Source organism: Psychrobacter sp. ANT_H56B (genome assembly GCF_008369245.1).
In the GTDB taxonomy this organism is placed as follows: domain Bacteria; phylum Pseudomonadota; class Gammaproteobacteria; order Pseudomonadales; family Moraxellaceae; genus Psychrobacter; species Psychrobacter cryohalolentis.
On sequence record NZ_VOBF01000007.1, the window covers coordinates 143,551 to 170,534 of the forward strand.

The window sequence follows — 26,984 nt, forward strand, 5'->3', positions numbered from 1 at the left end:
TAGAGAAAAAGTATAAAATATAGACAGCGCCTATAAAATGATTATAAATATGGCTTTATAGGCGCTGTCAAAATGTGCTTGTATGTCTTATTTATCAGTATGGTTTAAATGTAACTCTTTGATATAGTCGACTTCATTTTTACTGCCAAGTACTACAGGCACACGTTGATGAATGTCAATCGGCTCTATATCTAAAATGCGATTGACTGCATCCGTTGCCCCGCCACTAGCACGTTCAATTAATAAACTCATGGGATTGGCTTCATACATGAGACGTAATTTGCCTGCTTTATTGGCGTATTTGGTATCAAATGGATATGTGAATAAGCCACCGCGGCATAGAATGCGATGAACATCACCAACCATTGCGGCAACCCAGCGCGTATTGAAATCGCGACCACGTACGCCTGTCTCACCAGCGATAAGCTCATCGATATATTGCTGCATTGGCGCACGCCAGTAACGGTAGTTTGAGGCATTGATAGCATATTCGCTAGTATCGGCATCGATGGTGACATTTTCTTCTATTAATACATAGTCATTGGTATCTGGATCTAGGCTAAACATGACTACATTATCTGTGATGGTCAGCGCGAGAACGGTAGAGGTGCCATATAGTAAGTAACCGGCTGCTAGCTGCTGATTACCCGCTTGTAAAAAGTCGCTATTTTCACTAACTTGACCTTGACGCTGGTACGGTAAAATAGAGAATATGGTGCCGACAGCCATATTAATGTCGATATTAGACGAGCCATCGAGTGGGTCAAACAATACCAATAAACTGCCATCAACATTGGCAGGAGTAGCGTCATCAAGCTCTTCTGAAGCAACACCAGCACAATGGCTGTTTTGTGCCAATGCATCTAATAATAAATCGTTGGCCAATACATCTAACTTCTTCTGGTCTTCACCTTGCACATTTTGATTACCCGCTTCACCAAGGATGTCTGCCAAAGCGCCTTTTCTTAAGAGCTGTGAGATGGTCTTGCCGACGTCAGTGACGGTAGTGATAACGTCATTGAGGGCAGGAGTGGTGGCATTAGTGTTCAAATACTGTACTAAGGTTGTCATAGTGTTTCCTAGTGAATAATTCTGATAAAGAGTGGTATAAGCTAAGCATGGAATGCGTGTTTAAGAATTGATTACGTTATATTGATATGAGAGATATTGTTAAATACTGACTAAGGCGTCTTTGTCCTGACCTGAAAATCAGCTACACTAACACTATTATTATTCAATTATGGTTTAAGAGGCTGTCTTTTGATACGGTTGCCAAACGATGTACTGCTATTCTCTAAGATGAGAGCCGCATCTATTTTAATATTGCTTATATTACTGCGGTAAATTGTAGCAAATAAGCAGCAAAATGTCCTTGTCTGTATGCATGTCTGCCGTATTATCGAGTCAAAACCGTTAAAAAAACGAATGATAACTTATTATAAAATCATACAAACCCTTAATGAAGACGTGTCCTTATGTCAAATTCTATCGATAGCCAATCACTACCTACCGTCTCGCCGACAGACTACGCAAGATTTGATCCTGATACGATTCATGAAAAACTTGATGCGTCATTGAGTCGTCCGCAGCTCAATACTGATGGTAGTATTCGTCATTTTTTAGGTATCGAAGGTCTTAATAAAGCCCAGCTGCAGGCGATTATCGCTAAAGCTGAGTCATTTTTTGATGATAAGGGACAGCTGATTAACCGTCCTGAGCTTGAAGGCTATACGGTGATGAATCTGTTTTTTGAGCCATCGACGCGCACGCGTACCACGTTTGAGGTAGCAGAAAAACGTTTAGGTGCCAATGTATTAAATATCGATATCGAACGCTCTAGTACCAAGAAGGGAGAGAGCTTACGCGATACGTTATGGAATCTGCAAGCGATGACGGCAGATATCTTTGTGGTACGTCATTCAGCATCAGGTGCAGCACATTTTATGGCGACTGAAGTGACGCCAGATATTGCCATTATCAATGGTGGTGATGGCTGGCATGCGCATCCAACGCAAGGCATGCTTGATATGCTGACTATTCACCGTGAGGCGCCTCGTCCTTTTGAAGCGCTGTCGGTTGCAATCGTTGGCGATATCAAACACTCGCGAGTAGCACGCTCTGACATCAGTGCACTACAAACATTGGGTGTAAAAGACATTCGTGTCTGTGCACCTCGTACGTTATTACCAAAAGGGATTGAGCGTTTTGGTGTGCAAGTATATGAGAATATGAATGAATGCGTGACAGACTGTGATGTCATTATGGGCTTGAGAATTCAAAATGAGCGTATCGGCTCACCGCTACTCGCTTCATCGAGTGAATACTATAAGCACTATGGTATTACTCCTGAGCGCGTGGCACTGGCGAAGCCTGATGCTCTAGTTATGCACCCAGGACCGATGAACCGCGGTGTTGAGATTGCCTCAAGCGTTGCCGATGGTGCGCAATCTGTAATTTTAAAACAGGTTAATAACGGCATTGCTATTCGCATGGCGGTATTGTCACTGGCGATGGAAGGTCAGCGTGCGCATCAAGCGGCTGGTCATTAGTATTTAGCATAATATCTAGCTCGCCTGTTTTATTCTTATTTATTCCATTTTATTGATACGGTAATAACGCTCATGGTTCACATTACGAATTCAGATGTTCATATGCACGACTTACTTCCAAAAGTATTTAAAGAATCACTGTCACAAATCGCCACTGCTCAGTTAGCAAAGCTGACGAGCGAGCGCGAGACATGGATATTACCACCGTTAGTGGATTTGTGCGCCCGCTTACGTGAGCCGGGTCAACAGCAGCATGGCACGTTAGAGTCAGAAGGGCGTGCGGCCCGTGCCAATGGTTTTTTGCATGTGGTGATTCCCCCTGATACCAATCCTATTTTAGAGAACGGCTCATTGTTAAAAGGCTTACGTGAGCGTGCGCTCGATGATGGCGGCATCTATTTGCATATCTTGGGCGCGTTGACTGCTGGCTTAGAAGGTGAGCGCCCTTCCAATATTGCAGGACTTAAAAAAGGCGGCTGTATTGCGGTCTCCAATGCTCGTAGACCCTTTCAAAACGACTTAGTGCTCTTACGTACACTCGAGTATGCGGCGACTTTTGGCATGAAAGTATTCTTTTATCCTGATGAACCAAGCCTATCTGGTGATGGCGTGGCGCATGAAGGTTATATCGCTTCTTATCATGGTCTGCAGGGTATTCCTTGGATTGCAGAAACCGTCGCTTTATCAACGCAGTTACTTATGGTGGAAGAAACGGGTATAGCTGCTCACTTTAGTCAATTATCTTGTAAGTCGTCAATTGAGCTGATGCGCTGGGCAAAAGATAAAGGTTTACCAGTTACTTGTGATGTGGCAATGCATCAGTTGTATTTAACCGATGATAATCTGGAAGGCTTTAATGCTCAAGCATATGTATTACCCCCTTTGCGTAGTAATACCGATCAGCAAGCGATTCGCCGTGGTCTAAAAGATGGCACAATTGATGCAATTTGTAGTCATCATGAGCCATTAAACAGTACCGCGAAAAAAGCCCCATTTGCGGAAAGTACGCCCGGTATCTCAAATTTTGATACCTTTATGGCGCTGGCGTGCCAGCTGGTAAAAGATGAGGTGTTAACACTTGAGCAGCTAGTCGATAAAATCTGCTTAAATCCTGCGAAAATTGCGGGTATCAGCGAGCAATATGAGACTATCGGGGGCGCAGTACTGGTTGATCCCAATCTTGAATGGCAGGTGACTAGCGAATCCATGTTATCAAACGGCAAAAATACGCCATTCTTTAACCAAACACTGCAAGGGCGCGTTGTGGAGACTTTCTTTGGCTAATTTGCCTAGGCAGGATGATAGTCTAGAGTCTTCGTCAGAAGGCACGTCATCAAAAGATAACCATCCGTCTTCAGACCCACGACACAATGGGCCTCGCACGACGTCAAGCGAATCTATCAAAGCAGTAGCAATCTATGAAGTTGTAAAGGGTATTGGCGCACTACTAGGTGCATTGGCTTTATGGTCGTGGCATACCGACCTTGAGCATTGGCTTATTACGGCGACGGCTTCTTGGCAACAAGTATTTGGTCAGTTATTAGCGCCGCAAGTTGACAGTGCGGTACGTATTGCACAGATGGCAAGCAAAAACTGGTCGGTATTCTTATTATTGATTTTTGCTTATGCCAGTTTGCGTTTTGTCGAGGCATATGGCTTATGGCAAGATAAAACATGGGCTTACTGGTTTGGGGTACTGGGTTATGGAATATTTATTCCTATTGAACTCTACTATCTGATTGTGAGCCCGTTTGATTGGTTCAAACTTGCCATATTGGTGTCGAATATTATTATTGTGATTGTGGTTTATCGTAATATGAAACGAAAGGGTTTGATACAATAGGCGTTTTTATATAAGTAGGAGTCCACACGATCAACTCTTTGATGGTGTGAACTTTGATATTAAAGAAAAGTAAAAATGTATATCAATTAAAATATTAAGCTTTTTTGAGGACTGTTTATTTATTAATCTTCATCTTCACTTTTCCAGTCAGGCTCAATTTCACCAAAATTAGCTTGTCCTATAGTTTCTAGAACTTCAATGTCAGAAAATTCAATATTATCAAAGTCTTGAGAAAAGTCGCCAGTAAGAGTTAGTAAAATATCAGTATGATAATCTTCAATGGTAGTACAAACATTAGTTCCGATACCAACATAATCTTTATCTATCGAGTCTCGTACTGAAAAATCAAAGCTAGCCTCAACTTCAACTTTAACCGTTGTTCCTACTTTCAGAACTATTGATTCATCGTTTATGCTTATAACTCTAATTTTGACGAGTCCTTCTTGATCCTTATCTAGATAATGAGATATATAACCAGCAGAAGTATCTTCCCATTCAAAGCTTAAATATGAGCTGGCTTCAATCCAGATATCATAACCATCAATACTATCTATGATTGCCTGCTCAATTTCTTGGAGAACATAGTTGTTATTATCGAGTAGAGAGCCTTTTCTTATATTTTTAATAATACTTGCAACCTTGTTATGAGGCTGAAATTTTTCCAGTGCTTCTGCTAGTGAAGATACTAATGTGATCCTATTTGAACCTTCAGAGTAGTTTTTCCACCCATTATCTTCACTAACGGCAATAATATTTATGTCGTTTCTTTCAGCCCATCCTTCAAGAGCTAACAATGCAATAGCATCCGGAAACTCATTTTTTTATCTTTTTTATCTTCAAAAGGAGCTTCAGTAGAAAATTACATTCTCGTTAAAAGAGAAAGATCAGTGTATTTTTCTGAATCTACTATTTCAGCATCGATAAGCTCATAATATTCTTTTAATCTCGCTTCTGCTATTTCAGCTTCACTACCATCTATCGAAAGTAATTCTCGTGCGTTTTCTATAACATCAGATTTTATCTTTAACTGTTTATTCGCAGACCTCAACGTTTGCCCAATAGCAGTGCGAGTCTTTGTTATTTCTTGACCAATATGATTGATAGCTTCGTTATGTACTATATCGGTTTGAAGGACTCTTACAGGGCTTTCTTTAAACTGTTTCATCTGGGCAAGTAAACCTTCATCAAATTTATAACCCTCGCTCTTAAACGTAGAGTTATCAATAGTAATTGCACCAAAATCTAACTCTATTGCGTTCATAATATCTCCAAATTTTGTCATGTATTACTTGAACTATACTGTTTTTTCTCATCCGTACGAATGCTTTTGGCAACTTTGCCTACGCTTAACCCTTGTACCAGTATAGAGAATATAACGACTGCATAAGTTAGGGCCAGTAGTATATCGCGTTCAGATCCTGTTGGGAGTTGCAATACTAAAGCAACTGAAATACCACCTCGTAGTCCACCCCATGTTAGCACCTTCCAAGCCCCTGCTGGCAAGTCAAGCTGTCGATGAAAGGTTTTGGTGGTCATGCCGACCACAATAAATCGAGCAAGTAAGGCAATCACAATTGTTAAAGCGCCAGCGATAAATAAATTGGCTGAATAAGCAATCATCACCACTTCAAGACCGATTAATACAAATAAAATTGCGTTCAAAATCTCATCGATCAATTCCCAAAACAAATCAACATAATGGCGCGTTTTATCACTCATCGCTAGTGCTCGTCCGCGATTACCAAGCATCAGCCCCATCATTACCATTGCTAGTGGTCCCGATAAATGCCAATGACTGGCCAGCGCATAGCCGCCTATGACACCAGCAAGGGTCAGTAGAACCTCTTCTTGATAGCTATCGATGCTTTTGAGCATGTAATATAAAATCGCGCCAAGTACTAAGCCAAAAATAATACCGCCACCAGCCTCGACTGCCAAGGTGTGTACCACATAATTGGCGGTTGGGATATCACCGCTCGATAAAATACCGAGCAGCAGTACAAAAATGACGACGCCGATACCATCGTTAAATAGCGATTCGCCCGCGATCACCGTCTCTATGCTTTTTGGGGCGCCAGCAGAGGCTAAAATACCCATCACTGCAATAGGGTCGGTTGGAGATATCAAAGCGCCAAATAGTAAGCACCATAAAAAAGACAGCTCGAAACCAAACAGCGGCAACATTAGATATAGAGCACCTGCAATCAGCAGTGCTGATACTAAAGTACCTATGAACGCTAGAATACCAATAGGCAGCTTATAACGTTTTAGATCACCAATATTGACGTGCAAAGCGGCAGCAAATAAAAGCATAGAAAGCATGCCATCAAGTAAGACTTCAGTGAAATCAAGCTGGCCTAATAAACTGACTTCATAATCAATAAGCTGATCAAACCCTAAAAATCCTAAAAATATCGCCCCAATCGACAATAATATCGAGATAACCATTACACCGATAGTTGTGGGTAGGCCAATAAATCGATGATTAACGTAAGTTAATAGGGCAGTGATAGATAAAAATATCGCGCTAATTTCGAGTATGGTCAGGCTGCTCGTAGGGTCCATAAAAAAGTCTCAAGTGGGTAATAAGAGGTGTCAACTATGCTCTGCCTTGTTTCGATTGGGCTTGTAGTGCCTGACGAATATGGGCATCAAAATCACTGACATAATGGAAATAGTGATGCTGGGCGTTTTCACTCATAATAAATTTCTCTGCTTGTTGGCACATTGCGGTCAAATCATCAGCGAGTTGATGATAATTCAAATTATCCGCGCCGGCACGTTCAATCAATTTTATTTCATGTATGAGTGTTTGCTGCTGCGCCTCATTAACCCTAGCATAATTCAAGTCAATCATTGCCTGACATAGCGCCTTTAATACCATCAAATCTGCTGCTGCATAACGCCGTATCTCACCAAGTGAGCTATCAATAAAATCTGATATTTTAGGGATACGTGTAACAACGGCAAGGATGGCTGGCGGCTGATGGCTGATAGTATCTGGTGTATCTGTCTCATCTAACGGCTTATAAAAATGATACGGCGTCGGCGGTTGACAGCGCATCATAATGCTCAGACAGCTGGTCAGCGATTGAACACAGTTAACCGCTGTTTTTGGGTCATTGATACCTGGTGACAATGCGCGTACGGCAATTTCAGTCATTTGCCCTAAGCTATAAGCAATATCATTAGATTGCGTCAAGCGCTGTTCAAGACGTATACAACCAGCAAAACGTTGCCAAAACAGCCCATCAGGCGAACGTGGCACAAGCGCCAAATGCGGCGTTTTTGTTTTTTGTAGGTTAGTTGGATGGTCTGCCGGACGCTGATAAAAATAGCCAATCACATTTTTATCGGTGACAAAGTGACCGAGACTGCTATTTATTTCTACCACACCGCCATAATCTTGCGATAGGGTAATGAGCGATTCAAAATAAATCTGCTGCAAATAGCCCGAGTACGGTGGATAAATAGGCGTCGCAGACCAGTGATGAAATTGTTCGATATCATGATGCTCGATATTACGTTGGTGCTCGATATCGCAGCGGTCGCTGTACCAATAATGAATGTTTTTAATTGCCTCATTGCTGGCACCTTGGATCACATGTGATGCCTGAATGGCATGTACCATATGCTGTACAAAATAGACCAGTAGAAGGGCACAAATAATCGCCATAATAATGGCAAAAGTCACCGACAATTGCGGCACACCAAAACCAACATCGTATTTATGAATGGCTTTTAACACCAGCAAACTATAGCTAAACGTACCGATGAACGCGCCCAAAACGAACTGATTGGGCGTATCAGTCAAAAAATTACGGAGTAATCTAGGACCAAATTGTGAAGATGCCATTGATAATACAGCAATGGTAATCGAGAAAGTCGTGCCTGCCACGCCAAGTACCGCACCAGCAATAGTGGTCATAATAGCGCGCGCGGCGTCATCATCACCAGTAAAGGCAAAGGTAATCTCTCTGACCATGTCGCGATCAAAATGCTCATCGATCGTTACAAGGATAGGAGCGAGCAAGATGCCTACCAGCACACAGGCAGTCGGTATAAACCAGTAAGAGCCAATCAGCTGTTGCCACAAATTCGTTAGACGATCGGGTAAATTGGTAAGCGTTTTTAGCGACCATAACTGAAAAAACTGCCGCAGTCTTTTGAGACTTGACGTTGATAGACGGTTGAATAAGTTGTCTTCAGCATGTTTAGTCAACGTGAGCAGCTCCAAAAATGATCGTAGTATTTCTTTTGTTGCCAGCAGTTCTATAGAATCAGACTGCTGACAACAAAAGCTCTTAAAAACAAATTACCTGATTCACTACAAATAATCCATTAAAAACAGGATAAAAAATAAGCTCCATTTGGAACTTTTTTTATAGAGAGGTCTTGTTATTTAAACACTCAAATCGATCTTGGGTTATCGGCTTCAGTAATAATATCGCGTTTAGCATTAGAAAAATTAGCGTTTATTTGATTTTTATCGTCAATGTTGTCTTGTGGAATAAGAATTTCACGATTGTGCTCGTCACGCTCTATGTCGCTATCCTTATCATAAGCGACTGGTTCAAACTTCGGCATGTCATCCTTACTATCTAGAGGCTCTTGTAATAAATGACTGGAGGTAGCTGCGCTAGATTTCCTAAAAAACTCATTTTTCTCTTTTTGAAGCTTTTCGTTTTTATGGTTAGTGGATTTGTCATCAGAGGTTTTCTTACGTGGTTCACTATGGGCAAAAATAGCACCGAGCGGCACATTCAATTGTGCTTTGGCATAGGCTTCGGTATTTTCAAAGCGATTAACCAATAAGCTAAGCCAAGGTTTTTGGTCTTCTAGGCTCATCTCATCAAGTTCATCTTTGATAGGCAATGGATAAGGCAGGGTACGATAAAAATCCCACAAGGTCATTTTGCTCAAATCTCTTTTGAGTACATAGTGCTCATCTTCTGTCATGGTAATCAAGTTGCTGTCTTGCAGATAATTGATATAGGTATACCATTTTGGCAGCTCTTTACGTCCGAGGACATTGCGTAGCGCTTGTTCGCTCACCGCTTCGCCTTTTAAGTGATGGGTATAAACGAGATTTAACATATCAAGCAAGCTTAAAAATGGATGGCGCGGATAAACCTCTTTTGTCTCAAATATCGTTAGGGTATAGCTGATCTCAACCCCTAATAAAATCAGATTCCATGACAGATATATCCATAATAAGAAAATCGGCAGCGCAGCAAATGCGCCATAGATCGCTTCATAACTGGTAAAGTTCGCCATCACTGTACCAAATAGATGTTTCATCAGCTCAAAGACAATCGCTACAAAGACACCTGCAATCGCAGCATTTTTTGCTGGTACTCGCGCTTTTGGAATAAACCAATACATACTGATAAAACCAGCGATCGTAACTGCAATGGATACTATCTGTACCCAAAACGACCAATCAATACCATAGCCGCCAATTTGTCTATTTAACAAACTCAGGCTTTGTACAGCACTTGAGGCGATGAATGCCGTACCCAATACCAAGGGTCCTAACGTGACGATGGTCCAATAGCGCAGCATACTTCTCATGCCGCCAGAACGATCTTCTACGCGCCATATTTGGTTGAAAGCGCGCTCAATGGTGGTCAAAGTCATGATGGTAGTAAAAAGTAAGAACATCGCTCCAATGATGGTGAGGTTTGATGATTTTTCAGCAAAGTTATTGATATATTTACTGACTTGCAAGCTCGATTGTGGCAGCAAGTTGCTATAAATGACTTCATAAATCTGCGCCCTGACTGAAGCAAGTGCTGGCACTGAAGACAAAATCATCAGCAGTACGGTTAAGATAGGCACAATCGACAACAAAGTCGTATAGGTTAATGATGCAGCTTTTTGCTGACAATTATCCTCAAAAAAGTGCCGCGTCAAAAAACGTAAGAACTGAAACCAACGTTGGTGTAAAAAAGGTATTTTTTTTAATAGATTTTCCATAACGACCATCTAGCAAGGATAATAGAGTGCGGATAGTGTAGCAAACATGGTCTGTCTGAATCTGCGCGTTAATTGTGTCAATATGCATTAGATTGTATTGAGTAGTTAAGTAAAGTACTGCAGATGATTTGCTTGGCTGCTAGGTTAAGTATGCTGCCAAGTAGCAGGGTTTGTTTGCATGTCAGTGAATGACTCGGGCATAATGGGCAGTATCTATATTACTGTTAACGATTTTATAAGGAAGTTTTGCTAATGAGTCAGACCGCCCCTTATGTTTTGGTACTCTATTATTCAAATTATGGTACGACTAAGACATTAGCCTATGCTATCGCTCAGGGTATCGAAGAGGCGGGCATGACCGTGCGCATCCGTACGGTACCGACAGTCGCGCCTGAAACCACGGTAAGCAAGCCTGCGATACCGGACGACGGTGATTTGTATTGCACGATGGAAGATCTAAAAAATTGCAGCGGTCTGGCACTTGGTAGCCCAACCCATTTTGGTAATATGGCCGCGCCCATGAAGTATTTTTGGGACAATACCGTCACTATTTGGCTGGCAGGCAATCTACAGAACAAGCCGGCGTCAGTATTTACGGCGACAGGCTCTATGCATGGCGGTCAAGAGACGACACTACTGACGATGATGTTACCACTGTTGCATCATGGCATGATGATTGTGGGCGTGCCTTATGCTGAACCTGCTTTAAACCGTACCACGCGTGGCGGTTCACCCTATGGTGCCAGTCATGTGAGCGGCGCATCCCATGATCAGCCTGTATCTGCTGATGAACGCGAGCTTGGCATCGCTCAAGGGCGTCGTTTAGCGATTACGGCATCTGCATTAGCGCAAGCTAACTGGAGCCGTTAATGCGCTCATCTATTACTATTTGGTATGAACAATTAGGAAATATATACCTCTAATGGCTACTAACCTTTCTCATGACGACAGTCAACAGCAAATATCCGAAACAAGCAGTCAATCAACCCAGCTGTTAAAACCGATTATGCCTGTTCGTCAGCGCCTAATGGTGACATGGCTGGTTTGGTTAACCTTTCGATTGCTTGCTTTGCCTCTTTTGATCAATATCTTTAATCCTAGTCATCCTGATATTATCGGCGGTATTGCATGGCAAGCGCTATGGTTAGTACCAGCATTTGTCTTAACGCCATCGATACTACGCGGGCGCTCGCCTTATGCGCTATTAATAGACAGTATGTTTACTTTGGTATATTTAGGGGCAAGTGGGGTTGTATTGTTCACACGTGCTTATGGCAGTAGTTGGGCAGAAATCGCTGTTTATTTCATTGATTTCGTCCTGCTATTTGCGATTAATATCTGGCTGTTTATCTTATTAAAGCGCCTACCTTCGATGAATAATGTGGTTAAACAGCCACGCTCATAAGTCATTGATATCTATTACAATACTATTCATCTGTAGTGCTTAATAAAAAATTTACATTAAAAAATCGGCATGCTAAATAGCATGCCGATTTTTTAATGTTTTAAGCCGTAGAGTTGAGGCTCTTAGTTCACTTTAGACAATTCTAAATCCATCTTCTTACCATCATTAATCTGGCTTACTTTTACCGGTAAGTAATCTAAGCTTGGTGCCAACCAAAAGCTGGTCGAACGGCTATTGTCATCATGGATACGGTCGACACGCACCGTATCAAAGGTACCAGCAGGGACCGTTATCTTGGTATTACCAGATTTTTTAAACGGCGTTTTTTCGATTTTATCGTGTTTTGCCATGTAGTAATTGCCAGAGAATCTGCCATTTAATAAGTCTTGGCGAATTTGCACCTCAAGGCTCAAATCATCAAATGCTTGCTGCGCCATATTTAACGTGGTCGACTTACCTCTATAATTACTCACGACTTTTTTACCACGGGGATTAAAATCGAGTTTATGCGTACGACCGATACCCAGTAGTTTATAAGTGGTACTGGCTTGGGTTGGAATAACCGCATTACCGTTGATAGTAAAGGTACTATGTTGCGCAGCACTTGCGATACCGGCAACCCGTGCATCGACATTATATTTCCATGTGTTGCCTGACTTATCTAAAGCACGAGTGGCGGTACCTTTATACTTGTCTTCAATCGTAAACGTATAATCGGCGCTCGACGGTTGAATGTCTTTTGCACTGGCAATCGTTGGTGCAGCCATACTTAAAGCGCTGATAGCCGCTATGCTCGCTCCAGTGGTCAACGCGGTTAAGAATTTAACCTTACCGTTATTCTTGTCATTATAATCGGTTATGGATAGTTTTTTATTGGTAAATGAAAAACTCATGGACAGTCCTTAATAGATTGGTATCAAATAACTTATTTAAGTCGATTCGACCTTACTGTTAACTAATATTATATTTTCAATGCTTATAATGGTCATACTCTGTTACATTATCAAGAGGGAGAACTTACGCTGACGTTTGGCTCTTGTAGTTGATGTTACTATCTTAAGTAATGCTTGGCCTATGAGTAACTTGCTGTAAATTTAGTAAGAATAAGCGTATAGAATACTGGTCTTTTCTACTGGATTATTACTCACTTAGTGCCTTTATTGCATAATACTCCCAGAGATTTAGTATTGCTTATCGACAAACACCCTCTAATTAAGAAATTCTTGTAAATTTTTGGTCTTTACACTTGAAGCTACCTCGCTATGCCCCCACTTTTTGAAACAAGCTCAAGGCTTATCTTAATAAAAGCGTTTTTATAAGATGGCTTTTGAAGATAGGATGTTGAGACTAACAAACCAAATATATTTTTAACTTAAACAACCAATTATTGGAGACATATTGATGAATATTCGTCCTTTACATGATCGTATTGTTGTCCGCCGCATAGAAGAAGAAACAAAAACGGCTGGTGGTATCTTGCTTCCTGGTTCAGCGCAAGAAAAGCCTTCACAAGGTGAAGTGCTAGCAACTGGTAACGGTCAGATTCGTGACAACGGTGAAACTCGCGTGTTAGATGTAAAAGCTGGCGACAAAGTATTGTTCGGTCAATATGCTGGCCAAACCGTGAAAGTTGACGGCGAAGAACTATTGATTATGAAAGAATCTGATGTATTGGGTGTGTTAGAAGGCTAGTCCCTTTTGAGTATTATTATACTCAACGCATTTTGACAATATCATTGAAATATTTAATTGCATTCTCATACTTATAATAGTGGAGTAATTTAACATGGCAAAAGACGTAAAATTTGGCATTGATGCCCGTAAACAAATGATGGACGGCGTAAACGTTCTAGCAAACGCAGTACGAGTCACACTAGGCCCTAAAGGTCGTAACGTGGTAATCGATAAGTCGTTTGGCGCACCTACCATCACTAAAGATGGTGTTTCAGTTGCTAAAGAAATCGAGCTTGAAAACAAATTTGAAAACATGGGCGCGCAATTGGTTCGTGAAGTCGCTAGCCGTACCAACGATGTCGCTGGTGATGGTACAACGACTGCGACTGTATTGGCTCAGTCAATCTTGCAAGAAGGCATGAAGTCAGTTGCCGCTGGCATGAACCCAATGGATCTAAAACGCGGTATCGATAAAGCGGTACGTGCGGCTGTTGAGCAAATTCATTTGCTATCTACTCCAGCTGATGATTCAAAAGCGATTGCCCAAGTTGGTTCTATCTCTGCCAACTCAGACACCAAAATCGGTGAATTGATTGCGCAAGCGATGGAAAAAGTCGGTAAGCAAGGCGTTATCACGGTTGAAGAAGGTTCAAGCTTTGAAGATACCTTAGAAGTTGTCGAAGGTATGCAGTTTGACCGTGGTTATATCAGCCCGTACTTTGCGAACAAGCAAGACAGCCTGACTGCTGAATTTGAAAACCCATATATTCTATTGGTTGACAAAAAAATCAGCAACATCCGTGAGATCGTGCCATTACTTGAGCAAGTCATGCAGCAGAGCAAGCCATTGCTAATCATCGCTGAAGACGTAGAAAACGAAGCATTGGCAACTCTAGTTGTGAACAACATGCGTGGCGGCTTAAAAACTTGTGCCGTTAAAGCACCAGGTTTCGGCGATCGTCGTAAAGCCATGCTAGAAGATATCGCAACGCTAACTGGCGGTACGGTTATCTCTGAAGAGATTGGTCTAAGTTTAGAGACTGCTACTCTAGAGCAACTTGGTACTGCTAAGAAAGTCACTGTCGGTAAAGAAAACACTGTTATCGTTGATGGCGCTGGCAACTCTGCTGATATCGAAAACCGTGTTGAATCTATCAAACGTCAAGTTGAAGAATCAACGTCTGACTACGATAAAGAAAAGCTTCAAGAGCGTATGGCGAAACTTGCTGGCGGCGTTGCCGTTATCAAAGTTGGCGCTGCGACTGAAACTGAAATGAAAGAGAAGAAAGACCGTGTTGATGATGCGTTACATGCCACTCGTGCAGCGGTTGAAGAAGGCGTTGTCCCTGGTGGTGGTGTAGCCTTGGTTCGTGCAATGAATGCATTGTCTGAACTACGTGGTGATAACGACGACCAAAACGCGGGTATCAATATCTTACGTCGTGCAATGGAAGCGCCATTACGTCAAATCGTTACTAATTCAGGCGAAGAAGCGTCAGTTGTGGTTAACGAAGTGAAGAGCGGTACTGGTAACTACGGTTACAACGCAGCTTCTGGCGAATATGGCGACATGTTAGAGATGGGTATCCTTGATCCAGCCAAAGTGGCTCGTTCAGCGCTAGAAAATGCAGCATCTGTAGCCGGCTTAATGCTAACGACCGAAGTTATGATTACTGATTTGCCGCAAGGTGATGATGGTATGTCTGGCATGGGCGGCGGTGGAATGGGTGGTATGGGCGGCATGATGTAATTTTACGAGAGTTGTATAAGGTTGCTAGCTTATCAGTTTGTTAAAACATAAACTTGTTAATCAGTGACCTTATATAAATTATTCGCACTAAGAATAGGATTCATTATGACCATAACCGCTGAACAAGCGAGAGCCAATAGCAGTAATTCTAAACATGGCACTCAAGAAGTATTAAAAAGTGTTTACAGTAGTATTGAAGCATCCTCAAAAACTGGTTCAAAAAGTATATCTCAAATACTTAGTAAAGAAGCGGTCAGTGAAGTAGAGATTGAAGCTGCTTTAACTGATATCAAGTCTAAGGGCTATAATGTAGAAGTCGAGAACCACTCGTCTAATCATTATCATCTAAAGGTAACTTGGTAATAAAGCAGTTTTACAAATCGATTTTTGCTAGAAGTATGACTTTGTCATAACGTACTTGTTAAACCTAGTTCAAATAAAACCCCGATAGGCTGAGCTTATCGGGGTTTTTCATGTGTATCATAAAAGCATTAAATATTACTGATTCGCTGCATCCCGTCTAAACACCCACGTCTTATCATCCGAAACATCTGCACAGTAATAATAACCTGCCAAATCAAATTGCTTAAGCTGCTCAGCATTGGTCAGTTTATTATCCGCAGCATATTTCACCATCAGTCCACGTGCTTTTTTAGCATAGAAGCTAATCACTTTATATTGACCATTCTTTTCATCTTCAAATCGTGGCGTGATAATCTCCGCATTCAAGGCTTTTTTCTTTACCGCTTTAAAGTATTCATTAGAAGCTAAGTTGATCAATACTTTATCATCGCTATCAGCCATGCGCTTATTAATAATCTTAGTGATTTCTTCGCCCCAAAACTCGTATAAATTATCGCCACGCTCATTTTTAAGCTTGGTACCCATTTCAAGTCGATACGGCTGAATCAAATCCAGTGGCTTTAGCACGCCATAAAGACCGGACAAGATACCCAGATGTTCATTGACGTAAATGGCGGTGTCTTTATCCATGTGATACATATCAAGTCCAGTATAAACATCCCCATCGAACAAATAACCAGCTGGTTTGGCATTGTCATCCGTAAACAGTTCGTTATCACTCCAAGCCCAATCTTGATTGCGTTTAGCATTTAGCTGCGACAAATCATCAGAGATACTCATAAGCTCTTGTAAGTCAATCGGCTCCTTCGACTTCAATATCTTCATCAATGCTTGCGAGTGTTCAATCAACTCAGGCTGACTATAGTAGCTGCTAATATCCATTGGGGCAGTATCTGTTTCGTTCAAAGATTTGGCAGGAGAGAGTAAAAAATACATAATTATTCCTTATTATAGTGAAGTGATAAACACTCCATTAATGTTTCGAGCTTTTTCATTATACGATACCTACAGGTTTAACTTGACTTACGCGTGGCTGTTTTGTACTTTTAAGCCTCATCATGGACATATATCAACTATTATAGGCATTGTGATAACTCGTGTAAGCCAATAGCCTAAAGGCTTCAAGCTACTTAAAAATAAATAAAATTTTTTAATATAACAACAAAAGTTATGATAATGTTATAAATAGCTAACTTTTATTTTACTTGCGGGTCATCATTAGACAATGAAAGTTGGCAGGCGATATATCTATAATAAAACGGCATGATGGCAAACGAGCTATCATTTATTAAATTGATAATCTTTGGTTTTAAGTGTTAAACAAACCCTGACCAAAGATTTTTTTGTCCCCTGTGCTTTTTAGAGGTGCGTTAGGGTATTAAAAGTAGTCATTAGACGTAAGGAGACGGTATGAAAATTGGTGTTATTAGTGCAGAGAGCGCAAGCGAGAGTCGGGTGGCATTAACCCCAGACGCGGTAAAAAAGTTACGCAAACTTGGGTTTGAGGTTGTCATCCAGTCAGGTGCAGGTCAAGCGTCTTATTATGCGGATGAATTATATCAGGCTGCGGGTGCTGATATTGCCAATAGTAGCATTGACGTCGTCACACAGTCTCAGATTATCACTACCGTCAATGATTTGCCGACGTCAACGACTGCTAGTTTAACGTCTGGTCAAATTATTATCGGCATGCTTGATCCCTATCGTAATACCCAACTGGATACTTATGCTGCTAAAGGGGCTACCGCCTTTGCCATGGAGCTATTGCCACGCACCTTATCACGCGCACAGAATATGGACGTCTTGTCTTCACAAGCCAACCTTGCCGGTTACAAAGCGGTGTTGCTCGCTGCCAATGAATATTCGCGTCCGTTTCCGATGTTTATGACCTCAGCTGGTACGGTTAAGCCTGCCAAAGTCGTTATTCTAGGTGTTGGGGTTGCGGGTTTACAAGCGATTGCGACGGCGAAGCGTTTAGGTGCTGTCGTTGAAGCCAGTGATTTACGTCCGACCGCTCGCGAGCAAGTGGAGTCATTAGGTGGTAAATGGCTTGATGTCCCGATGAGTGCGGAGGAGGCTGAGACAGCTAAATCTACAGGCGGCTATGCGTGGACGCCATCTGAGCAATATATCAAAGACCAAGCTGCTATTGTTGATAAAGCCTTGAGCAATGCTGACATCGTCATTACGACTGCACAGATTCCGGGTCGTCAAGCGCCGCGTTTGGTACACCAATCAACCATTGCTAAGATGAAAGCTGGTTCGGTACTGATCGATATGGCTGCTGGCACTGGCGGAAACGTCGAAGGCAGTGTCCCTGATGAAACGATTACGACGTCAAATGGCGTGCGTATTGTCGGTGCAGCTAATATTCCCTCACAGTTGGCAGCACAATCTTCAGACTTATATGCCAATAACCTCGTTAATTTTATCACCACTTTAATTGCGCCTGCCGCTACAGATGACGCTACAGCAAACACAATGGCACTCAACTTAGACATGAAAGACGAGATTCAGGGCGCACTGGCGGTGACACATGACAATCAGGTACGTCTTGCTAAACGCTAAGTGCTAAATTTCAGGTCTTGATAATTTCATTATCGTACATTTGCCAGACACGAACAAATTTTAGGAGGATAAGATGATTGCCACTATTTTAGCGGCAGCGCCAGCCGGTGCGGCCATGAGTAGCACGCCATTCGTAGCGATTTTTACCGTATTTGTACTGGCTATCTTTGTCGGATACTACGTTGTTTGGGGTGTAACCCCTGCACTGCATACGCCTTTAATGGCTGTAACCAACGCTTTATCAAGTATTGTTATTGTCGGTGCAATGCTACAGACCGTCACTATTGATGGTTCGATATTTACGCCGACCAGTTTGCTTGGGGCTTTTGCGGTATTTTTAGCCAGTATCAATATTTTTGGTGGTTTCGCCGTGACTGAGCGTATGCTGTCGATGTTTAAGCCAAAAGTGAAAAAAGCAGTAGTAACAACGGATACTGGGGGTGACGCATGAGTGACTTATCAAATATGATTGCGGCTAATGCGGACTGGTTTTATCTGGTCGGTGCCATTCTTTTTGTTCTGACGTTACGGGGTTTATCTAGCCCAAAAACGGCTATTCGTGGTAATCGATTGGGTATGGTTGCCATGGCGATTGCCGTTGTAACAACGTTCTTCCTAGCAGAAGGTCCAGTGCTTTGGTTAATCATCGGTGCGATGGTATTGGGTGCTATCGTTGGTATGTGGAAAGCAAAGACGGTCGCCATGACCCAAATGCCAGAAACCGTGGCTTTGATGCACTCGTTTGTCGGTTTGGCAGCGGTGGCGATTGCATTAGCAACGGTACTGCATACTGAACAACAGCATGGCGCAGTTGCTCGTGTTGAGTTGTTTATTGGTTGTTTCATCGGTGCGATTACTTTCTCAGCGTCGGTCTTTGCCTTTGGTAAATTGGCAGCGAAGAGCTGGGCTAAAACCTTGGTTGGTAGTTGGGTCAAACCAGTACAAGCACTACTATTTATTGCAATGATTGCGTTCGGTGGTGTGTACTTTGTCACTGATTCATTACCCGCCTTCTATGCGATGGCAGTGATTGCAGTGATTTTTGGTTGGATGTGGATTGCGCCAATTGGTGGTGGCGATATGCCAGTGGTCGTGTCGCTATTGAACTCATTTTCAGGGTGGGCAGCGGCGGGTATTGGTTTTACTCTTGGCAACTCGATGCTCATTATCGCAGGTTCTCTAGTCGGTTCGTCAGGTGCGATTCTATCTTATATCATGTGTAAAGCCATGAACCGTTCATTACTTAACGTATTATTTGGTGGTATGGGTACATCAGCGGTCGCAGTTGGCGGCGATGATGGCGCGCCGAAGAATTACAAAGCAGGATCAGCAGAAGATGCTGGCTTCCTTATGGCAAATGCCAGTAGTGTGGTGATTGTCCCAGGTTATGGGATGGCGCAAGGTCGTGCACAGAATGCGGTCAAAGAATTGTATGAGCTGTTAAAAGAAGAAGGCGTTAATGTTCGTTTTGCCATTCATCCAGTCGCGGGTCGTATGCCAGGACATATGAACGTCCTATTGGCAGAAGCCGATGTGCCCTATGATGATATTTTAGAGATGGATGAGATTAACTCGGACTTCGCCAGTACGGATGTGGTATTAGTTATCGGTGCCAATGACGTGGTAAACCCATCTGCGAAAGATGATCCGACATCACCAATCTTTGGTATGCCAATTCTAGAAGTGACCAAAGCCCAAACAGTGATGGTCATTAAGCGTTCGATGAGTACAGGTTATGCCGGTCTAGATAACAGCTTGTTCTATATGGACAAAACCATGATGATCTTTGGCGATGCCAAGAAAATGGTTGAAGAGATGGTACGTAGTATCAACGGCGCTGGTCATTAATCTTTAAGATAGGTTTTACACATCATTTTTTAAACAGAAGCTTTCACATAAAAAAGTCACTGAGGTGGCTTTTTTTGCGTTAGAGTATTGCCCATCTAAAGCTATCTACAATGTATTTTCTCATTATCAATATTATAAAATAAGAAGGTTTCTTATGAATATGCTGCTGCGTTTCTTTATTATGGTAAGCCTACTCAAACAACAACTTAAACAGCAATCGACAAGCAATTACCTGAGTATTGAGACATTGACAGCACCAACTGTGCGTCAGTATCGGGTATTACCACATGACATGGGTTTTCGCGATCATTTGCCTAATTATCGCTATTTATCTTTTATTGAGCTAAATATCACCAAATGGCTGATGAACTGCTGTCATCAAAAAGGCATTAAAAATCTCGGCTGGATTATCGCTATGCAGGAGATGGTCTATCTTAAACAAATTAAGTTTCTAGATAAGATAACAGTCAATAGTATGCTTGTCGGTTGGGATAAAAAATATGTCTATTTTGAGCATCGATTTTTTGTTAAAAGCCAGCTGATGGCAGTGGGTATGACCAAGTTTGTTTTAACCAATAAGCAAGGTAAGTGCGCAACTGAGGTGCTAGATATGACGGGTGAGCATCTTACAGAAGTTATTGAGTCATGGAATCAGCATCAAGTGGCGATTAAAGCTGCCAAATCTACTGAGTTAACTAAATCAACAAAGGCTGCGTAACCAACTTGCCTATAATCCTATGATGAATTTTGGTAGGATAGCGCATATATATTTTATAATGCTATTTTATAAAAATAATTGAAAACATAAGGAGCTACTATGACCCCGCAGAAGTTAAAATGGACAGACAGCTTAGATATCGCTATTGAGCTTTATGAAAAATTCCCAGAAACCGATCCGCAGTATATTCGCTTTACGGATTTGCATCGCTGGGTGACGGAGCTTGAAGGCTTTGATGATGATCCGCAACGCTCCAATGAAGGTATCTTAGAAGCGATTCAGATGAATTGGATCGACGAAGCTGACTAGATTGACCTTTTTACTATTTTTTAATAACAAACATAGCTTTAATAAACATAATCTCAAATGAAAACAGGACATATTGTCTCATGACTGCACCAATCCAAGAGCTAACCGACGTACAAACTTGCACAGGCATCAGCGTACGCACCACCAACACCGATGAAATCAGCCATGAAACGGCAAAGTTAGGCAAGCTATGGCAAAGTTTTTACAAAAATCACGTGAGCCAACTTGAAAAGGGTCAGGATATCTATGGTATTTATCATAACTATGAGAGTGATGATGTAGGCGCCTTTGATGTGGTCGCGAGTTGGAAAGTGAGCAGTCAGCAAGATGGGCAAGAAAATTCAGACAATGACGACATTGCTAATACTGTCAAAGCTACTAAGAATAAAAATGCAAGCAACTTAACAACGGTCACTATTCCTGCAGGAAAATACATGGTGTTTTCTGAATACGGTAACATGCCTAACACCGTGATGAATGCATGGGAAAAAGCCTGGACGTATTTCAATGATCCAAGCTGTGAGCATACTCGAACTTATAACGTCGACTTTGAGCGTTACGTTGAGGGTAAGTTAGAATATGGTCAAGTCGAGCTGTATATTGGTATTGAGTAAAGTAATTAATATCTATAATGAAAAAGCGCCATCTGTATGAGATGGCGCTTTTTTACTTCTGCTATTTATGATTAATTAAGTAGTAAATTTTCCAAGATCCCTTCATAAATCTGCGCCAATTTTCCTAAGTCATCTACTTCAACTTTTTCATCAACTTGATGAATAGTGGCATTACGCACACCAAGTTCGACCACTTGCGCACCGGTTGGTGCAATAAAGCGTCCATCTGATGTGCCGCCAGAAGTTGATAATGTCGTATCGGTTCCAGTCACAGATTTAATCGCTTGCTGGCATGCTGAGACCAATTTACCTTCAGGCGTCAAAAAAGGCTGACCAGATAATTTCCAATGAATATCATAAGCTGCTTTGCTATCAGCGAAATATCTATCAAAGATAGCATGTGTTTTCGCTTTTAGTTCATCTTCAGTCGTTTCTGTCGAAAAGCGGAAGTTAAATACAGCCTCTAAGGTTTCAGGAATGACGTTGGTCGCGCCCGTTCCACTATTGATATTAGATATTTGTAGTGAAGTCGCAGGGAAGTAATCATTGCCATTATCCCAAGTAGCATTGGTCAGTTCTGCGAGTGCCGACATAGCCGCATGAATGGGATTTGAAGCAAGGTGCGGGTAGGCAACATGACCTTGTTTACCAGTGACGGTAAGTACTGCGCCGAGTGAGCCACGACGACCATTCTTGATGATATCGCCTAAGGTATCGGTACTGGATGGTTCACCAACCAAGCAGTACGTAATTTTCTCATTGCGCGCTTCTAGCGTTTCTACTACCTTGACTGTGCCGTTAATAGAAGGGCCTTCTTCATCTGAGGTGATTAAAAAAGCAATAGAGCCATTGTGCTCAGGATGATTGGCAACGAAACGCTCAGCGGCGACGGTAAAAGCGGCAATGCCAGTTTTCATATCCGCAGCACCACGTGCCCATAAATAGCCATCTGCAATAGTTGGGGTAAATGGCGGATAAGTCCAGTTTTTTTCATCGCCTGTTGGGACGACGTCAGTATGACCGGCAAAGCAAATCACCGGATTGGTAGTACCACGGCGCGCCCATAAATTTTTAACCTCAGCGTGTTCGCCTTTTGCCTGTCTATCACCGTAATACATAAATTCACATTCAAAGCCTGCTTGTGTCAGCCGTTCAGACAATATGTCTTGGCAGCCATCATCATCTGGGGTGACAGAAGGACGTTCAAGTAAGGCGATACTTAAGTCCAATGTTGCTTGTTGATGAGTTGCTTGCTGATGAGATTGAGAAGTTAAGTTTTTATCAGAATCTGACATGGGAAGCCTTTTTTATTATAGAGGGATAGATAGGATGGTTAGATGTAGCTGGTAAGAGAGTCTTTATGAACATTACAGTACTTAAATAACGTCTTCAATAAAAGGTACTAAGCCATCACGGCGCATCCAAGTCGCGATAGAATAACGCTGACGATGGGCGATTTGCACTTGATGCCGTAAGTCACTATCGAATAGTACAAGCCTATTAGCGACAGGCATTACATTATGATGGACACCATGTTTATCAACGATTTCTAGCGCGCCGCCGTCATTCGCTGTCCAATCATCATTAAGATAAAACACTGCCGAGATAACGCGTTCATTACGTCCAGCCGGATTATCACTATGCCATAGATAGCCAAAACCTACTGGATAACAAGCATAATGCGCCTCGCTATGGCGAATACCAGCGTACAAGCTTTGATTGAATAAGTTGGCAAGCGCATTGATACTGTGTAGATAATAAAATCCTGCAAAAAAGTCTTTGGTAATCCAGCGTATTTTATCACCGCGAATATCACTGATACGAATACCCGCCGTTAGCTGAGCATCACGATAGTCAATAAAGCCACTTTCCGCTTGCAGTGCTAATAAGGCTTTTCGTTCAAAGACATCATCAATAATCAGCCAACCATCATCAACAAACGTATCCAACTGTTTATCTGTCAGCTTGTGTTCCCAGTTAACCTCAAAATCAGAGGATTGTAATAAATGCTGGGTCGGCAGCGCCTGATTATTATAGTTAGTAGAATGTAAAGATAACAGTGGCGGATTCTCCTTACCTATTGGATTATCAACCACCAACGTCGTTACATCAAGATTGCTAATAATCTTCGTCATTTTGTCTCGCTATCGTCCATTATCTGTCATTACACCGTCAATCTATACCTTTACCCGACCAATCTATGCCTTTTTACCAAAACCATCGTTATCTTTTAGCCATCCTATGCTACCATAGATGCAATTTTTCTTATTTAAACTTTTGAACTTATGAATTATAAACACGCCTATCATGCTGGTAACTTTGCCGATGTTGTTAAACACATTCTATTGGTACAACTACTGAATCAAATGGGGCAAAAAAACAAACCTTTTTATGTGCTTGATGCTTATGGCGGTCGTGGACTATATTCGCTCGGCAGTGAAGAGGCGCGCAAGACTGGTGAAGCCAAAGGTGGTATCCAAGCCTTGGTAAAAGCCGATGTCGAAAAAGCACCAGCTGCCATCAAAGACTATATGGAAGGTATTAACCAAGCCCGTTTTACCTATGATAAAAAAGTCTATCCGGGTTCGCCGTGGTGGATTGCTCATCATGTTGAAAAAAATCCAGATGCTGGCGTGCGCGGTGAAGCGTTTGAAGCCAAAGCCAGTGAATATGATGCACTAAATTATCAGCTGCATAAGTTGCCAATTGGTATTCATCATCGCAATGCTTTTGAAGGTATCGCTGCCGTGATTCCGCCAAAAGAAAAGCGTGGCTTGATATTTTTAGATCCTCCTTATGAGCAGGAGCATAAAGACTTCACGCGTCTGATTGATTTGTTGGTGCATTCTTATAACAAGTGGCCACAAGGCACTTATGCGTTATGGTTCCCAATTAAGAACATCGACGCGGTTGAGCTGTTCTATAAAAAGCTCAAGCGCACTGAGATGAGACGTCAGCTGGTTTGTGAGCTAAATATTTATCCTAAAGATATCGCTGTCGGTCTGAACGGTACAGGGCTACTCGTGATCAATCCGCCATGGCAGTTTGATAACCAAGCGCGTGAGATACTACGTTTCTTACAGCCTGTATTAAAAGTTGCTGATGCACCAGATTTAACACCTGATAGTGCAACCACCGTCCGCTGGTTGGTTGGCGAATAAGGATATTGTTATGACGACTGATCAATCATCACGTAGCCTTGAAAAAAATAGTCTTGCAAAGGGTAGTCTGGTCACTGATAAAGTGATGAATGACGGTTTGATCAAAGAGCCCTTATTACAAGATAGCGCTGCCACTCAACCGCCTTTTGTGGATGAGCATGATTTCGATATTCGCTTGGCGGATAATGAGAACTATGATGGGCTGACGTTTGAGGTGATTGAAGCAGAAGTCGCTGAAGGTAAGCGGGTGGTCAGTCGCGGTGTTTATTTAGCGCCCAACTTGATCACCACTTTATCGCTGCTGTCAGGCTTTTATTCTATTTTAGCCAGTACCCAAGGTGAGTTCTATAAAGCCTCTTTAGCGATTTTCTTATCGGCTATTTTGGATGGTGCAGATGGTCGGGTAGCGCGTATGTTAAATGCGCAAAGCCCCTTTGGTGAGCAGTATGATTCGCTTGCCGATATGTTAGCTTTTGGTGTTGCACCGGCAATCTTAATTTATAGCTTTGCTTTGCAGCCATTAGGTCGTATTGGGCTTGGCTGTGCGTTTGTCTTTACTGCCTGTGCCGCCTTCCGTCTAGCGCGTTTTAACGTTCAGATTGGTGAGGTCGATAAAAAATACTTTGTTGGTTTGGCCAGTCCGCTTGCCGCTATTTTGGTCACAGCAGCTGTTATGGTTGCCGTTGATCACAATCAATGGATCGGACAATACGATACGCTTGTAATGTTTTTATTTGCTGCTTGGGTCGTTATTTGCGGTTTACTGATGGTTAGCAATGTCAAATACTATAGTTTTAAAGAGTTTGATAAGAAGAAAGTCCCTTTCGTGGTGCTTATCGTTGGTGTATTGGTCATGAGTATCGTGTTATATGATATTCCAGTCGGCATTTTAGCGATTGGTGTTATTTATGCCTTGTCAGGTATTTTTAGCACCTTACAAGCCAAAGCGACCAGTTAATACTATAGCTTTTTATAGTATTAACTTAAGAAACGCAAAAAAACCGCTTATTTTTTAATAGGCGGTTTTTATTTGCGTGCTAGTTTTTGATTCTATTGGGCACTGAAATATAGCTCTGATAGAGATAACCACAACAAGTGAAAAGTTAAAATAAAACAACACAAATAGCTATTGATTGGGTTCAATATTAAAGCCTTATGCAATCTATATAAAGTTTATACGATGAGCCTTCCTATAACGCCATTTGATAATTAAGCCGAGGTTATTATGCTGAACTTACCTATTTTTAATCGCCTATTACCTGTTTCAAGGACCTTAAACAATTTGTTAAGAGGTTTGATGGCAAGCGCTTTATTTTCATTGTCATTTGTTTCAGTTTCTACATATGCCACTACTAGTAACTCAGTAAGTACAATATCTCGTGCTGAAGCTGCCAATCCAGCTAATTTTAAGCATCTAAATATCAATGGTAGTGCAGTAACTTCCGCATCAGCACCATGCTCTATTGAAAAAGGGCTGATTGCTTGTGGTCTTGAAAAGCTTAAGCTAATCAATAGTAGTATTAACGAAGTAGATGCGGATTATGATTTGGCACAAGCTTTTTACTATCCATCAAAATCGCAGCCTAAGACAGCGGTTGTTGTCATTACCCGTTCTGGCCTCATGGATGATAGTGTGAGTGCAGAACGTTACCGTATTAGTTTTACCTTAAAAGGCAAGCCGTCTGATTTAAATTGGCAATGGGTACAGTATGGGGTGCAATATCAATGTGTTCGCGGTAATAAAGTAGGGAAATGGACGAAAAGTCTTTGTCCTTAATGGAATCTTGCATTGAATGCCAAGCCTAGTGTTTTCAACCAAATAAAAATAAACCTTGAGATCCCCTTGACCCTCTACTAAAACAGCGTATACTGCCACCCAGTCGGAGAGGAAGGCGGGTTGAAGTGATTTACCGCTTAGACAATTTAGCCAACCGAAAAAATTACTTTTAAGTTAACTCAAATTAAAATAATTTACTTCTTGACTTACTAATTAAAGCGTCTATAATACGCACCTCATTAAGACGAACCGGAATCAGCTACTGTGTGATTACACAATAACTAACCAGTTAACTTAAAGAAACAAATTAAGAAAAGAAGTTGACAGACTATTAAAACATGATATGATGGTCAGCTCGCTAAATAGGATAAGCCAGATTGGTTTAGCATATTTAGTTAGAATACTTTAACTGGACGACAGTTAGAG

General features: G+C 41.8%; 27 protein-coding genes. 17 read left to right on the forward strand and 10 right to left on the reverse strand.

Going from position 1 to position 26,984, the window contains the following annotated elements:
• Positions 1 to 87 precede the first annotated feature (87 nt).
• Complete coding sequence (locus FQ082_RS09730; protein ID WP_149492937.1) at positions 88 to 1,071, reverse strand: class 1 fructose-bisphosphatase; 984 nt, start codon at positions 1,069 to 1,071, stop codon at positions 88 to 90.
• A 404-nt stretch (positions 1,072 to 1,475) separates the two neighbouring features.
• Between FQ082_RS09730 and FQ082_RS09735 the strand changes: the two genes are divergently transcribed.
• The 3 genes from FQ082_RS09735 to FQ082_RS09745 all read left to right on the forward strand — a co-directional run bounded on the left by FQ082_RS09735 (position 1,476) and on the right by FQ082_RS09745 (position 4,392).
• On the forward strand, positions 1,476 to 2,549 hold the full coding sequence (locus FQ082_RS09735; RefSeq protein WP_149492938.1) for an aspartate carbamoyltransferase catalytic subunit: 1,074 nt from the start codon (positions 1,476 to 1,478) through the stop codon (positions 2,547 to 2,549).
• Between the two features lie 102 nt (positions 2,550 to 2,651).
• Positions 2,652 to 3,833 (forward strand): dihydroorotase, encoded by a 1,182-nt coding sequence (locus FQ082_RS09740; RefSeq protein ID WP_011512885.1) that lies wholly within the window; start codon positions 2,652 to 2,654, stop codon positions 3,831 to 3,833.
• Positions 3,826 to 4,392, forward strand: a complete 567-nt coding sequence (locus FQ082_RS09745; RefSeq protein WP_149492939.1) for a DUF2127 domain-containing protein — start codon at positions 3,826 to 3,828, stop codon at positions 4,390 to 4,392. The genes FQ082_RS09740 and FQ082_RS09745 overlap by 8 nt, the downstream gene beginning before the upstream one ends.
• 122 nt (positions 4,393 to 4,514) lie before the next feature.
• Here the strand turns inward: FQ082_RS09745 and FQ082_RS09750 are convergent, their stop codons facing one another.
• The 5 genes from FQ082_RS09750 to FQ082_RS09770 form a co-directional block, all read right to left on the reverse strand.
• Positions 4,515 to 5,186, reverse strand: coding sequence for a hypothetical protein (locus FQ082_RS09750; RefSeq protein WP_149492940.1), 672 nt, complete (start codon positions 5,184 to 5,186; stop codon positions 4,515 to 4,517).
• A 65-nt stretch (positions 5,187 to 5,251) separates the two neighbouring features.
• Positions 5,252 to 5,653: a PIN domain-containing protein gene (locus FQ082_RS09755; protein WP_149492941.1), complete on the reverse strand. Its 402-nt coding sequence runs from the start codon at positions 5,651 to 5,653 to the stop codon at positions 5,252 to 5,254.
• 17 nt (positions 5,654 to 5,670) lie between these two features.
• The gene (locus FQ082_RS09760) at positions 5,671 to 6,957 is read right to left on the reverse strand and encodes a cation:proton antiporter (RefSeq protein ID WP_149492942.1); all 1,287 of its coding nucleotides are present in this window, start codon (positions 6,955 to 6,957) and stop codon (positions 5,671 to 5,673) included.
• A 34-nt stretch (positions 6,958 to 6,991) separates the two neighbouring features.
• The gene (locus FQ082_RS09765; RefSeq protein WP_262498197.1) at positions 6,992 to 8,614 is read right to left on the reverse strand and encodes a DUF2254 domain-containing protein; all 1,623 of its coding nucleotides are present in this window, start codon (positions 8,612 to 8,614) and stop codon (positions 6,992 to 6,994) included.
• Between the two features lie 188 nt (positions 8,615 to 8,802).
• A complete protein-coding gene (locus FQ082_RS09770) occupies positions 8,803 to 10,371 on the reverse strand; it encodes a YihY family inner membrane protein (protein WP_188018941.1) in 1,569 nt (522 codons plus the stop codon).
• A gap of 252 nt (positions 10,372 to 10,623) precedes the next feature.
• Here FQ082_RS09770 and wrbA point away from each other — a divergent pair, with 252 nt between their 5' ends.
• Both wrbA and FQ082_RS09780 read left to right on the forward strand, forming a co-directional pair.
• Positions 10,624 to 11,241 (forward strand): NAD(P)H:quinone oxidoreductase, encoded by a 618-nt coding sequence (wrbA, locus tag FQ082_RS09775; protein WP_020442831.1) that lies wholly within the window; start codon positions 10,624 to 10,626, stop codon positions 11,239 to 11,241.
• 52 nt (positions 11,242 to 11,293) lie between these two features.
• Entirely contained in the window at positions 11,294 to 11,776 is a 483-nt protein-coding gene (locus FQ082_RS09780) for a hypothetical protein (RefSeq protein ID WP_020442832.1), read from the forward strand.
• Positions 11,777 to 11,898: 122 nt separating this feature from the next.
• Here the strand turns inward: FQ082_RS09780 and FQ082_RS09785 are convergent, their stop codons facing one another.
• Entirely contained in the window at positions 11,899 to 12,669 is a 771-nt protein-coding gene (locus FQ082_RS09785) for a DUF3108 domain-containing protein (RefSeq protein ID WP_149492945.1), read from the reverse strand.
• Between the two features lie 505 nt (positions 12,670 to 13,174).
• Between FQ082_RS09785 and FQ082_RS09790 the strand changes: the two genes are divergently transcribed.
• From FQ082_RS09790 to FQ082_RS09800, 3 genes are all read left to right on the forward strand, one after another.
• Positions 13,175 to 13,468 carry a co-chaperone GroES gene (locus FQ082_RS09790; protein ID WP_188018942.1) on the forward strand — a complete coding sequence of 98 codons (294 nt, stop codon included), beginning with the start codon at positions 13,175 to 13,177 and terminating at the stop codon, positions 13,466 to 13,468.
• Positions 13,469 to 13,562: 94 nt separating this feature from the next.
• Positions 13,563 to 15,200, forward strand: coding sequence for a chaperonin GroEL (gene groL / locus FQ082_RS09795; protein ID WP_149492947.1), 1,638 nt, complete (start codon positions 13,563 to 13,565; stop codon positions 15,198 to 15,200).
• Between the two features lie 105 nt (positions 15,201 to 15,305).
• Positions 15,306 to 15,563, forward strand: coding sequence for a hypothetical protein (locus FQ082_RS09800; RefSeq protein ID WP_149492948.1), 258 nt, complete (start codon positions 15,306 to 15,308; stop codon positions 15,561 to 15,563).
• A gap of 135 nt (positions 15,564 to 15,698) precedes the next feature.
• On the opposite strand, the gene yaaA is transcribed toward FQ082_RS09800, so the two are convergent.
• Entirely contained in the window at positions 15,699 to 16,499 is an 801-nt protein-coding gene (gene yaaA, locus FQ082_RS09805) for a peroxide stress protein YaaA (RefSeq protein WP_149492949.1), read from the reverse strand.
• A 474-nt stretch (positions 16,500 to 16,973) separates the two neighbouring features.
• On the opposite strand from yaaA, the gene FQ082_RS09810 reads away from it, so the two are divergent.
• The 6 genes from FQ082_RS09810 (at position 16,974) to FQ082_RS09835 (ending at position 21,620) form a co-directional block, all read left to right on the forward strand.
• Positions 16,974 to 18,131, forward strand: coding sequence for a Re/Si-specific NAD(P)(+) transhydrogenase subunit alpha (locus tag FQ082_RS09810; protein ID WP_149492950.1), 1,158 nt, complete (start codon positions 16,974 to 16,976; stop codon positions 18,129 to 18,131).
• Between the two features lie 115 nt (positions 18,132 to 18,246).
• On the forward strand, positions 18,247 to 18,582 hold the full coding sequence (locus FQ082_RS09815) for a proton-translocating transhydrogenase family protein (protein ID WP_198010341.1): 336 nt from the start codon (positions 18,247 to 18,249) through the stop codon (positions 18,580 to 18,582).
• A complete protein-coding gene (locus tag FQ082_RS09820; RefSeq protein WP_149492951.1) occupies positions 18,579 to 19,979 on the forward strand; it encodes an NAD(P)(+) transhydrogenase (Re/Si-specific) subunit beta in 1,401 nt (466 codons plus the stop codon). Before FQ082_RS09815 ends, FQ082_RS09820 begins: the two co-directional genes overlap by 4 nt.
• Positions 19,980 to 20,133: 154 nt before the next feature.
• Positions 20,134 to 20,697 (forward strand): acyl-CoA thioesterase, encoded by a 564-nt coding sequence (locus FQ082_RS09825; RefSeq protein WP_149492952.1) that lies wholly within the window; start codon positions 20,134 to 20,136, stop codon positions 20,695 to 20,697.
• A gap of 99 nt (positions 20,698 to 20,796) precedes the next feature.
• The gene (gene iscX / locus FQ082_RS09830) at positions 20,797 to 21,006 is read left to right on the forward strand and encodes a Fe-S cluster assembly protein IscX (RefSeq protein ID WP_011279849.1); all 210 of its coding nucleotides are present in this window, start codon (positions 20,797 to 20,799) and stop codon (positions 21,004 to 21,006) included.
• Positions 21,007 to 21,086: 80 nt separating this feature from the next.
• Positions 21,087 to 21,620, forward strand: coding sequence for a GyrI-like domain-containing protein (locus FQ082_RS09835; RefSeq protein WP_149492953.1), 534 nt, complete (start codon positions 21,087 to 21,089; stop codon positions 21,618 to 21,620).
• Between the two features lie 71 nt (positions 21,621 to 21,691).
• Here the strand turns inward: FQ082_RS09835 and dapE are convergent, their stop codons facing one another.
• Both dapE and FQ082_RS09845 read right to left on the reverse strand, forming a co-directional pair.
• Positions 21,692 to 22,915, reverse strand: coding sequence for a succinyl-diaminopimelate desuccinylase (gene dapE, locus FQ082_RS09840; protein ID WP_149492954.1), 1,224 nt, complete (start codon positions 22,913 to 22,915; stop codon positions 21,692 to 21,694).
• An 81-nt stretch (positions 22,916 to 22,996) separates the two neighbouring features.
• Complete coding sequence (locus tag FQ082_RS09845) at positions 22,997 to 23,755, reverse strand: 2OG-Fe(II) oxygenase (RefSeq protein WP_149492955.1); 759 nt, start codon at positions 23,753 to 23,755, stop codon at positions 22,997 to 22,999.
• Between the two features lie 150 nt (positions 23,756 to 23,905).
• On the opposite strand from FQ082_RS09845, the gene FQ082_RS09850 reads away from it, so the two are divergent.
• From FQ082_RS09850 to FQ082_RS09860, 3 genes are all read left to right on the forward strand, one after another.
• Positions 23,906 to 24,781, forward strand: a complete 876-nt coding sequence (locus tag FQ082_RS09850; protein WP_020442843.1) for a 23S rRNA (adenine(2030)-N(6))-methyltransferase RlmJ — start codon at positions 23,906 to 23,908, stop codon at positions 24,779 to 24,781.
• A 10-nt stretch (positions 24,782 to 24,791) separates the two neighbouring features.
• Positions 24,792 to 25,739 carry a CDP-diacylglycerol--serine O-phosphatidyltransferase gene (gene pssA / locus FQ082_RS09855; RefSeq protein ID WP_149492956.1) on the forward strand — a complete coding sequence of 316 codons (948 nt, stop codon included), beginning with the start codon at positions 24,792 to 24,794 and terminating at the stop codon, positions 25,737 to 25,739.
• Between the two features lie 339 nt (positions 25,740 to 26,078).
• Positions 26,079 to 26,558 carry a hypothetical protein gene (locus tag FQ082_RS09860; RefSeq protein ID WP_149492957.1) on the forward strand — a complete coding sequence of 160 codons (480 nt, stop codon included), beginning with the start codon at positions 26,079 to 26,081 and terminating at the stop codon, positions 26,556 to 26,558.
• Positions 26,559 to 26,984 lie beyond the last annotated feature (426 nt).